Annotated in this window: 13 protein-coding genes; 6 read left to right on the forward strand and 7 right to left on the reverse strand. The window is 59.7% G+C overall.

Translation table 11 applies throughout. The features are described 5' to 3' along the window. Nucleotides 1-1,551: electron transfer flavoprotein-ubiquinone oxidoreductase (locus ACIPLA_RS20080; protein ID WP_401175352.1), on the forward strand; the 1,551-nt coding region annotated here is incomplete at its 5' end. Nucleotides 1,552-1,641: 90 nt separating this feature from the next. Here ACIPLA_RS20080 and ACIPLA_RS20085 read toward each other — a convergent pair. Further along, the gene (locus ACIPLA_RS20085; protein WP_218397664.1) at nt 1,642-2,532 is read right to left on the reverse strand and encodes an AraC family transcriptional regulator; all 891 of its coding nucleotides are present in this window, start codon (nt 2,530-2,532) and stop codon (nt 1,642-1,644) included. A gap of 189 nt (nt 2,533-2,721) precedes the next feature. On the opposite strand from ACIPLA_RS20085, the gene ACIPLA_RS20090 reads away from it, so the two are divergent. Beyond that, nucleotides 2,722-3,774, forward strand: a complete 1,053-nt coding sequence (locus tag ACIPLA_RS20090) for an NAD(P)-dependent alcohol dehydrogenase (RefSeq protein ID WP_218397666.1) — start codon at nt 2,722-2,724, stop codon at nt 3,772-3,774. Here ACIPLA_RS20090 and ACIPLA_RS20095 read toward each other — a convergent pair. The 6 genes from ACIPLA_RS20095 to ACIPLA_RS20120 all read right to left on the reverse strand — a co-directional run bounded on the left by ACIPLA_RS20095 (nt 3,771) and on the right by ACIPLA_RS20120 (nt 9,671). Continuing rightward, nucleotides 3,771-4,574 (reverse strand): IclR family transcriptional regulator, encoded by an 804-nt coding sequence (locus tag ACIPLA_RS20095; RefSeq protein WP_008012044.1) that lies wholly within the window; start codon nt 4,572-4,574, stop codon nt 3,771-3,773. The genes ACIPLA_RS20090 and ACIPLA_RS20095 overlap by 4 nt on opposite strands. Before the next feature lie 60 nt (nt 4,575-4,634). After that, nucleotides 4,635-5,945, reverse strand: a complete 1,311-nt coding sequence (locus ACIPLA_RS20100) for an MFS transporter (RefSeq protein WP_401175356.1) — start codon at nt 5,943-5,945, stop codon at nt 4,635-4,637. 199 nt (nt 5,946-6,144) lie between these two features. Beyond that, nucleotides 6,145-7,293, reverse strand: a complete 1,149-nt coding sequence (dgoD, locus tag ACIPLA_RS20105) for a galactonate dehydratase (protein ID WP_007903915.1) — start codon at nt 7,291-7,293, stop codon at nt 6,145-6,147. Between the two features lie 46 nt (nt 7,294-7,339). Beyond that, a complete protein-coding gene (locus ACIPLA_RS20110) occupies nt 7,340-7,960 on the reverse strand; it encodes a 2-dehydro-3-deoxy-6-phosphogalactonate aldolase (RefSeq protein WP_401175360.1) in 621 nt (206 codons plus the stop codon). 19 nt (nt 7,961-7,979) lie between these two features. Beyond that, nucleotides 7,980-8,972 (reverse strand): 2-dehydro-3-deoxygalactonokinase, encoded by a 993-nt coding sequence (locus ACIPLA_RS20115; RefSeq protein WP_401175363.1) that lies wholly within the window; start codon nt 8,970-8,972, stop codon nt 7,980-7,982. 216 nt (nt 8,973-9,188) lie between these two features. Continuing rightward, nucleotides 9,189-9,671 (reverse strand): GNAT family N-acetyltransferase, encoded by a 483-nt coding sequence (locus ACIPLA_RS20120; RefSeq protein ID WP_095634928.1) that lies wholly within the window; start codon nt 9,669-9,671, stop codon nt 9,189-9,191. A gap of 220 nt (nt 9,672-9,891) precedes the next feature. Here ACIPLA_RS20120 and ACIPLA_RS20125 point away from each other — a divergent pair, with 220 nt between their 5' ends. The 4 genes from ACIPLA_RS20125 (at nt 9,892) to ACIPLA_RS20140 (ending at nt 12,672) form a co-directional block, all read left to right on the forward strand. Further along, nucleotides 9,892-10,569 (forward strand): HD domain-containing protein, encoded by a 678-nt coding sequence (locus ACIPLA_RS20125; RefSeq protein ID WP_401175367.1) that lies wholly within the window; start codon nt 9,892-9,894, stop codon nt 10,567-10,569. Nucleotides 10,570-10,656: 87 nt separating this feature from the next. Beyond that, on the forward strand, nt 10,657-11,919 hold the full coding sequence (locus tag ACIPLA_RS20130; protein ID WP_401175370.1) for an MFS transporter: 1,263 nt from the start codon (nt 10,657-10,659) through the stop codon (nt 11,917-11,919). A 40-nt stretch (nt 11,920-11,959) separates the two neighbouring features. Next, on the forward strand, nt 11,960-12,214 hold the full coding sequence (locus ACIPLA_RS20135; RefSeq protein ID WP_218397680.1) for a hypothetical protein: 255 nt from the start codon (nt 11,960-11,962) through the stop codon (nt 12,212-12,214). Between the two features lie 77 nt (nt 12,215-12,291). Beyond that, nucleotides 12,292-12,672: a Rho termination factor N-terminal domain-containing protein gene (locus tag ACIPLA_RS20140; protein WP_192344010.1), complete on the forward strand. Its 381-nt coding sequence runs from the start codon at nt 12,292-12,294 to the stop codon at nt 12,670-12,672. The last annotated feature ends 29 nt before the right edge of the window (nt 12,673-12,701 follow it).

The following is a 12,701-nucleotide window of genomic DNA, read 5'->3' on the forward strand; positions in this document are numbered from 1 at the left end:
GTCTGCGTGGTCGAAAAAGGCTCCGAAGTCGGTGCTCACATCCTGTCCGGTGCCGTGTTCGAACCACGCGCCCTGAACGAACTGTTCCCGGACTGGAAAGAACTCGGCGCGCCGCTGAATACGCCAGTCACACGCGATGACATCTTCGTTCTGAAAAACGCCGACAGCGCGCAGAAGATTCCTGACCTCTTTGTGCCCAAGACCATGCACAACGAAGGCAACTACATCATCTCCCTGGGCAATCTGTGCCGCTGGCTGGCTCAGCAGGCCGAGAACCTGGGCGTGGAAATCTACCCGGGTTTCGCCGCCCAGGAAGCACTGTTCGACGAGAACGGCGTGGTTCGCGGGATCATCACCGGTGATCTGGGCGTTGACCGCGAAGGCAATCCGAAAGAAGGCCTGTACACCCCGGGCATGGAACTGCGTGCCAAGTACACGCTGTTCGCCGAAGGTTGCCGCGGCCACATCGGCAAGCAACTGATCAAGCGCTTCAACCTCGACAGCGAAGCCGACGCCCAGCACTACGGCATCGGCCTGAAAGAAATCTGGGAAATCGACCCGGCCAAGCACCAGCCAGGCCTGGTGGTCCATACCGCCGGTTGGCCGCTGGACATCATGGGCACCGAGAACACCGGCGGCTCGTTCCTCTATCACCTGGAAAACAACCAGGTCGTGGTCGGTCTGATCGTCGATCTTTCCTACAGCAACACCTTCCTGTCGCCGTTCGACGAGTTCCAGCGCCTCAAGCATCACCCGGTGCTCAAGCAATACCTGGAAGGCGGCAAACGCATCAGCTACGGCGCGCGTGCTATCTCCAAAGGTGGCTTGAACTCGCTGCCGAAAATGGTCTTCAAGGGCGGCGCGCTGATCGGTTGCGACCTCGGCACTCTGAACTTCGCCAAAATCAAAGGCAGCCACACCGCGATGAAGTCCGGCATGCTCGCCGCTGACGCAGTGGCCGATGCGCTGTTCGCCGATCTGGACGGCACGCAAGAGCTGACCACTTACGTCGAAGCCTTCAAGAAGAGCTGGCTCTACGACGAACTGTTCGCCAGCCGCAACTTCGGCCCGGCGATTCACAAGTTCGGCGCCATCGTCGGCGGCGGTTTCAACTGGATCGACCAGAACATCTTCGGCGGCAAACTGCCATTCACCCTGCACGACACCAAGCCGGATTACGCTTGCCTGAAACTGGCGGCCGACTGCAAGAAGATCGACTACCCGAAACCGGACGGCAAGATCAGCTTCGACAAACTCAGCTCGGTGTTCATCTCGGGTACCAACCACGAAGAAGAGCAGCCTTGCCACTTGAAGCTGGCCGACGCGAGCATCCCGATCGCCAAAAACCTGCCGATGTACGATGAACCTGCCCAGCGTTACTGCCCGGCCGGCGTGTACGAAGTGGTGACCCAGGAAGACGGCGAGAAGCGCTTCCAGATCAACGCCCAGAACTGCGTTCACTGCAAGACCTGCGACATCAAGGACCCTGCACAGAACATCACCTGGGTGGCGCCGGAAGGCTCTGGCGGCCCGACTTACCCGAACATGTAAGTCGAATCGCTGAACATCAAGGCTCCCGACATGGGGGCCTTTTTGTTGCCCGAAATCCAGGCATCAACTCCCACAGGGATTTGTGGTGTATCAAGCAGCCCGCTCATCCCCGGGATTACGTTCGAAGTAACGCTTGTACTCGCGGCTGAACTGCGACGTGCTCTGATACCCCACCCGATGCGCCACCTGGGCCACGCCCAAGCCTTCGCCCAGCAACAACTGCTGGGCCCTGAGCAAGCGCAAACGCTTCAAATACTGCACCGGCGACAACAACGTGCAGCGCTTGAAATGCTCATGGAACGTCGACGCGCTCATGTTCGCGCAACTGGCCAGGGTCTCGACATTCAGCGGCTCGGTGTAATGCGCATGCAAATGACTCAGGGACGCCGCGATCCGGGCGAACTGCCCCTGTTGTTCCACCAGCGCGCGCAACACATCGGCTTGCGGCCCCCGCAACGCCACGAACAACAACTCACGCAAACGCGCCGGGCCCATGATCTGGCATTCCAGCGGATCGTGCAGGCAGCGCAACAACCGCTCCACACAACCGCGCATGGCATCGTCGAGCACCGCCGAGGTCATGGACTCGGGTGTCTGTGCGGGAACCGTGCGCCCCGGCGACAGCCCCATGGCCAATACCAACTCACCGAGCATTACCCGGTCAATGGCGATGGAAACGCCCAGCATCGGGCCATCCGGCGCCGAAAACGTTTCGCACTCGAAGGGCACCGGCAACGCCTGAATCAGATAATGCCCGGCCCCGTACTCAAGCGTACGCGGGCCCAGATACGCCAACTTGCTGCCCTGGGCGATGATGACCAGGCTCGGCTCGTAGATTTGTGGGCCACGGGCCACATCACAATTGGCGCGCAAAACCTGCACTCCAGGCAATGCGGTGGGCGCGAAACCATCGCGAAGGGTCAGCGGCTGGATCAGCGAAACCAGGGTGGCATTGGCATCGAGATGACGGGTCAACAACATGAGGAAGCTCTTCAAAAAAGTCGCAAAAACGGGATGAAAGCATCATCGCAGGTCTGAACGCCAATGCGACCAATCAACGGTGCATGCCGGAGGATTAGGCATGACACCCGGAGGAATCGCCATGGCCGGCCACCCGTGCGGCGCCCAGAATTGCTCGCCTCACCTGTCACCGCTTTTGCGAGGTTCACCATGTACACCGCCATCGGATACGCCGCTCAGTCAGCCACCACTCCCCTCGCCCCGATGAAATTCGAACGCCGCAGCCCACGGGCCGACGACGTTGCGATCGACATTCTCTACTGCGGCGTCTGCCATTCCGACATTCATCAGGCACGCAACGAGTGGGGCATTGCTGTTTACCCACTGATGCCCGGCCACGAAATCGTAGGCAAAGTTACCGCCATCGGTGCGAACGTTACTAAACACAAGGTCGGCGATCTGGTCGGCGTCGGCTGCATGGTCGACTCGTGCCGCCACTGCGAAGCCTGTCAGGCGGATCTGGAGCAATACTGCCTGGAAGGTCCGACCATGACGTATGCCACCCCGGACCGGGTCGATGGCAGCAACACCATGGGTGGTTACTCCGACAGCATCGTGGTCAGCGAGCACTTTGTCGTGCGTATTCCGGAGAAACTCGACCCGGCCAGCGCCGCGCCGATTCTATGCGCCGGCATCACCACCTACTCGCCGCTCAAGCACTACGGCGTCAAGGCCGGTGACAAGGTCGGGATTCTCGGCATGGGTGGCCTCGGCCACATGGGCATCAAGTTCGCCAAGGCGATGGGCGCTGAGGTGACGTTGTTCACCCGCTCGGCGAGTAAGGCCGAAGAAGGTCGTCGCCAAGGCGCGGACCACGTGATCGTGTCCACCGACGCAGAACAGATGAAAGCCGCCGCAGGACATTTCGATTTCCTGCTGGACACCATTCCGGTGCAGCACGACCTCAATCCCTACCTCGATACCCTGCGTTTCGACGGCGTACACATTCTGGTGGGCTTGATCGAACCGATCGATCCACCGGTGCATGCTGCCAAACTGGTATTGGGTCGTCGCGTGCTGGCCGGCTCGCTGATCGGCGGCATCGCCGAAACCCAGGAAGTGCTGGATTTCTGCGCCGAGCACGGCATCACCTGCGACATCGAAATGCTCGACATCCGCCAGATCAACGAGGCTTACACCCGCATGATTGCCGGTGACGTGAAGTACCGCTTCGTGATCGACATGGCGACACTGAAGGTTTAAACCTTCAAGCCAAGCTCCGCCGACAGCCGGGCTGTGACCCCTTTGATCAGGGGAATCAGCTCGGCCATTTTTTCCAGCGGCATGTACGGCACAGTGCTGGCGATGCTGATACCGGCGACGATGCGCTTGCTGGCATCGCGGATCGGCGCCGCCACGCAGCGAATCGACGGTTCGTTGTCTTCCAGGTCGAAGGCGTACCCGCCAGCCACATACTCAATCATGCGCTGCTGAAACTGCTCCCAGGATTGCTCCGGGTGCTGCGGCCAGAACTGATTTTTCCCACCCACCGGCAAGCTGATTTCGTACAGCCGTTGCCATTCTTCCTGCGTGTCATCGAGCATCAGCGCCTTACCGATCCCGGTACGCGCCAATGGCATGCGATGCCCCACCCGCGAACGCATTTCCGGACCGTTGCGCCCCGGATTCTTGTGCAGGTACAGCACCTCGTCGCCCTCACGAATCGCCAAGTGAATGGTGTCGCCGGTCAACGCCGACAACTCATCCAGATACGGCCCGGCCAGCGTCACCAGTGGCAGCTCTTCACGTGCCTGGAAACCCAGCTCGATCAGCTTCGGCCCCAGCAGATAACCGACTTGCGGCACCACCCGCAAATATCGCTCGTCCACCAGGCAACTGGCCAGACGATGGGTGGTACTGCGCGTCGTGCCGATCAGCCGGGCGATTTCCTTGAGATCGCGGGCGCCACTGGCCACGGCCTGAACCACACCCAGGCCACGAAGCAGTGTCTGGGTGCCAGTCGGCGCGGCGTCCTTGGCGATTTTTGGGGCGTCTTCCTGCATATCCAGCCTTTACCGTTGAGCGAGTGAACGGGCGGCATTATGGTCGCCCGAAGGCCGCGACTACAACTTGATACGCTCGACCTTGCCCACCAACAACACGTAGGAAAGCGCACCCAACAACGCCAGAACCGAGATATAGGTAATCGCCGGGGCAAACGAATCACCCGAGGCGAGGAAGCCGATGACGATGGGCGTGGTAATCGCCGCCAGGTTGCCGATGAAATTGAACACCCCACCGGTCAATCCAAGCAAGCGCGCCGGGGCCAGGGTCGACACCAGCGACCAGGTGATCGACGCCAGGCCGTTGCCGAAAAAGGCGAGCGCGAGGAAGGCAATCACCAGCGGCGTCGACTCGACGAAGTTGGCACCGATGATCGAGGTGGAAATCAGCAGGCCGCCAATGATCGGCAACTTGCGGGCGAAACCCACCGTGTAGCCGCGACGGATCAAAAAGTCCGAGAAGAACCCCGAACACAGCACACCGACGAAGGCCGCCAGAAACGGCAACGACGCCAGCAAGCCAGACTTGATGAAGTCCATGCCGCGATATTTCACCAGATAGGTCGGGAACCACGTCAGAAAAAACCACAACGTCGAATTGAGGCAGAACTGACCGAGGTAAATGCCCCACAACTTGCGTCTGCTCAGGACAATCCCGAGGTCGACCCAACTGAATTTAGCCTTGGTCTTCGCGGCTTCAGCCTGGATATCCACCAGCCCGCCGCCCTCGCGGATCAACTCGATTTCAGCGTCGTTGGCGCCCTTGAAATCCCGTGGTTCGCGATACACCGCGTACCAGATCGCCGCCCAAATGATGCCCACCACACCGGTGCTGACAAACACCATGTGCCAGCCATATTGGTGCTGCAACCACGCGAGTACCGGCGTCAGGAACGCCAGGCCGACGAACTGCCCGGAGGTGTAGAAACCGATGGCGGTGGCGCGTTCGCGCTCGGGAAACCAGGTGGTCACCACACGGCTGTTGATCGGATACGCCGGTGCTTCCAGCGCACCGACGGCCATGCGCAGCACAAACAGCGCGATGAAACTGGCAGCGAAGCCGAGCATCACCGTGGCCAGCGACCACAGCAGCAATGCGACGCTATAGAGGATGCGTGGCGGCACCCGGTCCACCAGCCAGCCGCCGGGGATCTGCATGGCGGCGTAGGTCCAGCCGAACGCGGAAAAGATCAGCCCGACATGGATCGGATCGATGCCCAGATCGCTGGTCAGCGCCGGGGCGGCAATCGACAGGTTACTGCGGTCCAGGTAGTTGATCACCACGGTGATGAACAACAGGACCATGATGAAAAACCGCTTGCGGCTGGGCGTCACCAACGACGCCTGCCCAGTGAGGGTTTGCGGTTGCATGGGGGGTGCCTCTTCTTATGTTTATTGAGGTCGATGAAAAGCTCGCGCCTGAACGCGGATCCTCCTGTCCATGGAGATCAATTGTGGGAGCGGGCTTGCTCGCGAAAGCGGTGCGTCGGTCGACATCTCTGTTGAATGTGATACCGCCTTCGCGAGCAAGCCCGCTCCCACATTAGATTTGTGTTGAGTCAGGAGGGACTCACCACTCGGCAAAGCTGCCATCGGCATGACGCCAGATCGGGTTGCGCCAGCGGTGGCCAACGGCGGCGCGTTCGATCACGTATTCCTCGTTGATCTCGATGCCCAGGCCCGGGCCGTTGGGGATCTTCACGAAGCCTTTGTCGTAATCGAACACCCGTGGATCTTTCACATAATCGAGCAGGTCATTGCTCTCGTTGTAATGGATGCCCAGGCTCTGTTCCTGGATGAACGCGTTGTAGCAAACCGCGTCCAGTTGCAGGCACGCCGCCAGGGCAATCGGGCCCAACGGGCAATGCAGCGCCAGTGCCACGTCGTAGGCTTCGGCCATGTTGGCGATCTTGCGGGTTTCGGTGATGCCGCCTGCATGGGAAGCATCCGGCTGGATGATGTCGACGTAGCCTTCGCTGAGCACTCGCTTGAAGTCCCAACGCGAGAACAACCGCTCGCCGAGGGCAATCGGCGTGCTGGTCAGCGGTGCCAGTTCTTTCAGCGCTTCGTAGTTTTCGCTCAGCACCGGCTCTTCGATGAACATCAGTTTGTACGGGTCGAGTTCCTTCATCAGCACCTTGGCCATGGGCTTATGCACCCGACCGTGGAAGTCCACGCCGATGCCGACATTCGGGCCGACGGCATCGCGTACGGCGGCGACGTTGGCCAAGGCCAGGTCGACCTTCTCGAAGGAATCGAGAAATTGCAGTTCTTCGGTGCCGTTCATTTTCACCGCCGTGAAACCACGGCTGACCGCTTCTTTCGCAGCGCGAGCGGTGTCCGCCGGGCGATCACCACCGATCCACGAATAAACGCGAATCTTGTCCCGCACCTGACCACCCAACAGATCGCTGACCGACACACCCAGTGCCTTGCCCTTGATGTCCCACAATGCCTGGTCGATGCCGGCCAGAGCGCTCATGTGGATCGCGCCGCCACGGTAGAAGCCGCCACGGTAGAGCACGGTCCAGATGTCTTCGATGTTGCGTGGGTCTTTGCCGATCAGGTAATCGGACAATTCCTCAACCGCTGCAGCGACGGTGTGCGCGCGGCCTTCGACCACGGGCTCGCCCCAACCGGTCACGCCCTCGTCGGTTTCGACCTTGAGGAAGCACCAGCGCGGCGGAACGATGAAGGTGGTGAGTTTGGTGATTTTCATCTATTGCCTCTCTTATTAGATGCAGCGCTCGCAGCGCCAAGAAGTCTTACTGCAATGCATTCCAGGCAGCGACGTACGCCTTGGCGTTTACGGCCACTTGTTCAGGTGTCATGCCCGGTTTGAACAATCCGGAACCGAGGCCGAAACCTTTGACGCCGGCCTCGATGAACACCTGCATGTTGTCCGGCGTAATCCCGCCCACCGGCACCAGCACTGTCCCTGCCGGCAACACCGCCAGCCAGGCTTTCACAACGGCGGGGCCCATCTGTTCGGCCGGGAACATCTTCAGCACATCCGCCCCCTCGGCCAATGCAGCAAAGGCTTCAGTCGGCGTCGCGACACCCGGCGACAGAAACAGCCCCGCCACTTTCGCCGCACGCAACACCTTGGCATCGCTGTGGGGCATGACGATCACTTGACCGCCCGCCGCTTTCACTTGCTCGACCTGCTCCGGCGTCAGCACCGTGCCTGCACCGATCAGGCAATCGGCGGGTAAGGTACTGCGCAGGATGCGGATACTTTCGTACGGTTCGGGGGAATTAAGCGGCACTTCAATGACGCGAAATCCGGCCGAGTACAGGACTTCGCCGACGGCTGCCGCTTCTTGCGGACGCAGGCCACGCAGGATCGCGATCAGTCCGTTTTGTGCCAGTGCTTGCTTGAGCATGTCAGACCTCCAGTCAGGTTTAACGGGATGGGGGTGTCGTGATCAGTCCGGCGGCAACCGCCAACTGCCACAACCCGCGTTCGGTGGCCTGCTCGGCCAGGGTCACCCGGGCAAAACCGCAGGCGTCGAGCGCCCGGCTGTAGCGGCCGCAGAGTTGCACATTGCCGATGAGGATGATCGAAGGCAGGTGCACGCTGTTGCGCCGGTGCCGCTGAACGTTGGCCAGGGCTGACAGTTCATGACCAATCAGCAAGCCCGACAGATAGTCCGGTTGAGCCGTGGCGCTCAGTTCACCGGTCAGCCCCAGACTGCGGGCACTGAACAACGTCGACAGCGGCCCGATCTCGCCGTCCGCCGACAGGGCCACCCGCACGCCACGATCGAACGCTTCGCCATCAAAAGACGCGCCGCGCTGCTGAGTGCGCCCAAGAATGCTGTGTTCACTGAGGACGGCGAAGATTTCGCCCGTCATGAAAGTATCGAAATGCACGATGCAGCCGTCGGCCACTTCCACCCATTTCGAATGACTGCCCGGCAGACCGATCAACAGATCGTTGTCCGCCCCGCTCGGCAGATTCTGCAACACACCGAGGACTTGGGTTTCCTCTCCGCGCATCACGTTCGGCAAGCGCGAACGCTGAATCACGCCCGGCACGATGTGCACATCGACACCGCGAAGACTGCGAACGGTTTGTAGGGAAGTTCCGAGATTGGCGACGTTCGCCGGCGTGTCGCAGTAGGCCGCTTCGCGCCAGCCCTGAGCACTGCCGACCATGCCACAAGCAATCACCGGCAAATCGGGCTGTACGTCGAGCCAGTCACCGCACGCCTCATCGAAGGCCAATTCAAAACCGTCGACGCATGCCTGGCCGGCGATGGTTCGTGGCGTTTTGGGCAGCTGCATGATCCCGGACGACAGCGAACGCTGTTCCAGCACCTGGCCACCGAAGCCGAGTTTGTAAGCACGTAATGAGGTTGTCCCCCAATCGAGCGCGATCAATTGCGCCAGCATCGCTTCACCTGTTTTGTTTTTTGGCAGTGAGTGAGCTGGACTATAAACCTGGACGAAGGCAAATCTCAATATATAAATATCAATCCTATATATTGGGATACACACAAAAAAAGATCGCAGCCTTCGGCAGTCCCTACAGATTCGATGTACGACGCAATAGCGCGGTCGAACACAATCCCGTGTAGGAGCTGCCGAAGGCTGCGATCTTTTAGGGGATCAATTGCCCTCGGCAAAATCCCTTAACACCGCCCCATCCATCCGATACCGCACCCACTCTTCCTGCGGCTGTGCGCCGAGGGATTTATAGAAGTCGATCGCCGGTTTGTTCCAGTCCAGCACGCTCCATTCGAAACGGCCGCAGTCATTGGCGCAGGCGATTTTTGCCAGGTGGCGCAGCAAGGTTTTACCGGCGCCGCCGCCTCGTTGTTCAGGGGTGATGTAGAGGTCTTCGAGGTACAGGCAATTGCTGCCCAACCAGGTGGAATAGCTGAAGAAGAACACCGCAAAGCCGATCGGCAGGCCATCGCGCAGGCAAATCAGGCCATGGGCGGTGGCGCCTTCGCTGAACAGGCTGCGCTCGATGTCGGCGACGCTGGCGATGACTTCGTGGCGGGCACGTTCGAAGTCGGCCAGTTCAGTGATGAACGCGAGGATTTGCGGAGCATCGCTGGGGGTTGCCGGGCGGATTTCGATCGTCATGAACGTGCCTTGTGAAAAGTTGAAAACGCCATACTAAGTCCGCGCGCGGCGCTCGTCACATTTGAAAGCAAAACGTCATGTAGCATTAATGTTTTGTGGCGCTTTGTATGAACGGGCCAGCCTGCGAAATCAGCGTGACTGTACTGACGCCTTCGCGAGCAAGCCCGCTCCCACAGGGTGCTCATTAATCACAAAAACCGAGTCGAATCCAAGGAACTCCATGACCATCGCCGCTTTCGCGCCTTTGCACAATCTGGCTTCTGAACTGCTGCCCCGCGCGCTGGAACCTGGCGAGGATGGCGCCCATGATCTGTCGCACTTGCAGCGGGTGTGGCACAACGTGCGCACGCTTCATGCGCAAGAAGGCGGTGATCTTGAGGTGCTGCTGGCCGCCGTGCTGTTGCACGATTGTGTGGCGGTGGAGAAGAACTCGCCGCTGCGCTCACAGGCATCACGACTGGCGGCGCAGAAAGCTTCGACCGTACTGATAGCCCTGGATTGGCCTGGCGCAAAAATTACAGCGGTCGCTCATGCCATCGAAGCCCACAGCTTCAGCGCCAATATCACGCCCACCACCCTCGAAGCGAAAATCATCCAGGACGCCGACCGCCTCGACTCCCTTGGCATGCTCGGCGTGGCGCGTACTTTCTACATCGCCGGGCGCATGGGCAGTGCGTTGTATGACCCTTTGGACCCGGAGGCAAAAGAACGGGAGTACGACGACAAGCGCTTTTGCCTCGATCATTTCCAGACCAAGTTGCTGCACTTGGCGGACGGTTTCCAAACGACCACCGGTCAACGTCTGGCACAGATTCGCCACGAACGCCTGAAGGGTTTCATGGAGCTGTTCAAGGAAGAAATCGGCGTCTGCCCAGAGCATTACTCCGGTCTGCGCTAACCCTGAAATCGGTAACCACAGACCTATCATCGGTACCTTACGTGATAGATAGATGACAATCACTTCTATCAAGTCAAGGAACGACTCATGTCTACCGCCGCCCCACCCGTCTCAAGCAGGTTGTTCAGCCTGTTCTGCCTCGCCAGCTATTTGTTGTCGTTGTCCTATGGCTCGACTTTTCTACTGTCGTTGCTCATTGGCTCTCGCGGTGGCAACGAACTCGATGCCGGCAGCGTGATTTCGGCGGCGATGCTCAGCACCTTTGCGGCGGTGATTGTTTCCGGTCACTTGTCCGACCTGCTCGGCGCGGCGCGCTCCATTGCACTGTCCAGCCTCTTGCTGGTGGCCGCCAGCCTGGGATTTGCCTTGACGCCTGGCTTTGGCAATCTGCTGCTGTTTTTTGGACTGATGCTAGGGTTGGGCTGGGGCGTTTTCTACACGCTCGGACCGATCATCGTCGCGAGTCTGGTGACGCCTGCGCAACGGGCTAAATACTTTGCGCTGCTGTCGGGCAGCATGATGACCGGGATCGGCAGCGGTCCATTGTTGGGCCGCGCAGCCAGCGCTCTCGGGTATCCGGTGACGGCAACGTTTTACCTCGCGGCGCTGGCCAGCCTGATCGGTGCTTTGCTGTTCTGGCGGCTGGATGCCCAGCTCAAGAAAACGCCCTCGGCATCAGCGTCAGTCGCACGAATATCCTGGCGCGCAACGGCTCGGGTATTGTCCTCCAGAGCCGTGTTCCCGATCATCATGGTCGGCCTCGGCGGCTGTGTATTCGGTGGTCTGTCGAGTTTTCAAACCAGTTACGCGGCGTTCCGCTCACTTGATTATTCGCTGTTCTTTTTTGGCTTCATGGGCGCGGCGATCAGCAGCCGAATGTTGATTGCCGGGTTCGTGGTCAAACGCGATCCATTGCGTGCATCCTGCCTGTTATCGGGACTGATGATAGTTTCGATCCTGATGTTCGGTTTTGTCGTCGATGACGGATTCAGCTACGTGCTGGCGGCGATGATGCTCGGGGTGGGTTATGGGCTGACGTATTCGGTAATCAATGGCCTGGCGGCGAACGAAGCGCCGACCGGCACCACCTCGCAGTCCTTGCTGTTGTTCAGCCTGTCCTACTTCGTCGGCGTGTTCGGATTTCCGTTGCTGGCTGGGAGAATCATCGTCGAACACGGAATGGTGACACTGTTGCTCACGGTACTGGTGGTGGCCCTGTTGAACTGGCTGATCACCGCAGGTCGGTTGATCTGGCGTCACGTCAGCAGGATCACCTGGACCACTCGTCGTTCATCAGGCACCAATCCAGGTCAGAAAGGACCAATATCGGGTAAGGGCTCGCCGATGTGAGCGAGGAGCAACACTCGTCCATCCCAACCAAGAGGTAACCATGAACGTCGATAAAAACCTGGAAAAAGAAGTCCTGACCCGTCTGCTACACGCCCACCCAAATGGCTTGGGCAAGGAGGTTCTGGACAATTACCGGGGGGAAAAAGTCGTGGCCAGCACCCTCGCCACTCTGCAGGATCGCGGGCTGATCCAGCACGGTCATGTGATCTGCAACGAATCCGGCGAGCACTCGCTGAACCTGCCGATCAAACTTAGCGCTGCAGGGGTGGAAGCGGCGCGCAAGCTGGATGTCTAACCGAGTTGGCGCTGCTTTGAATGTTTGAAAAACAAAAATCGCAGGCTTCGCCAGCGCCTACAGCCAGGAGAAATCCCATGCCTCGTGGAAGCAAAGACAAATACACCGCCGAGCAGAAACGCAAGGCCGAACACATCGAAGAAAGCTACGAGCACAAAGGCGTGTCGAAAGATGAAGCCGAAGCTCGCGCCTGGGCCACGGTGAACAAGCAGTCAGGCGGAGGTGAACGCGCCGGCGGCTCGGGGCGCAAGAAGCCGGCCAGCGCCAAGTCTGCAGATCGCAAGGAATCAGCCCGGCGTGCGGTGGCCACCCGTGAAGGCAAGCCGCGCAACAGCAAGGCTTCGCGCGAGACGCAAACGGTGGACAGCCTGATGAAAGAAGCCCGTGCGAAGAAGATTCCGGGGCGCTCGAGCATGCGCAAGCAGGCGTTGATCGAGGCGTTGCGCAGGGCCGGGTAAGGATTCGGATTTGATGGTGAGTTTGAGGA

Origin of the sequence: Pseudomonas sp. NPDC086112 (assembly GCF_044746425.1) — a bacterium.
In the GTDB taxonomy this organism is placed as follows: Bacteria; Pseudomonadota; Gammaproteobacteria; order Pseudomonadales; family Pseudomonadaceae; genus Aquipseudomonas.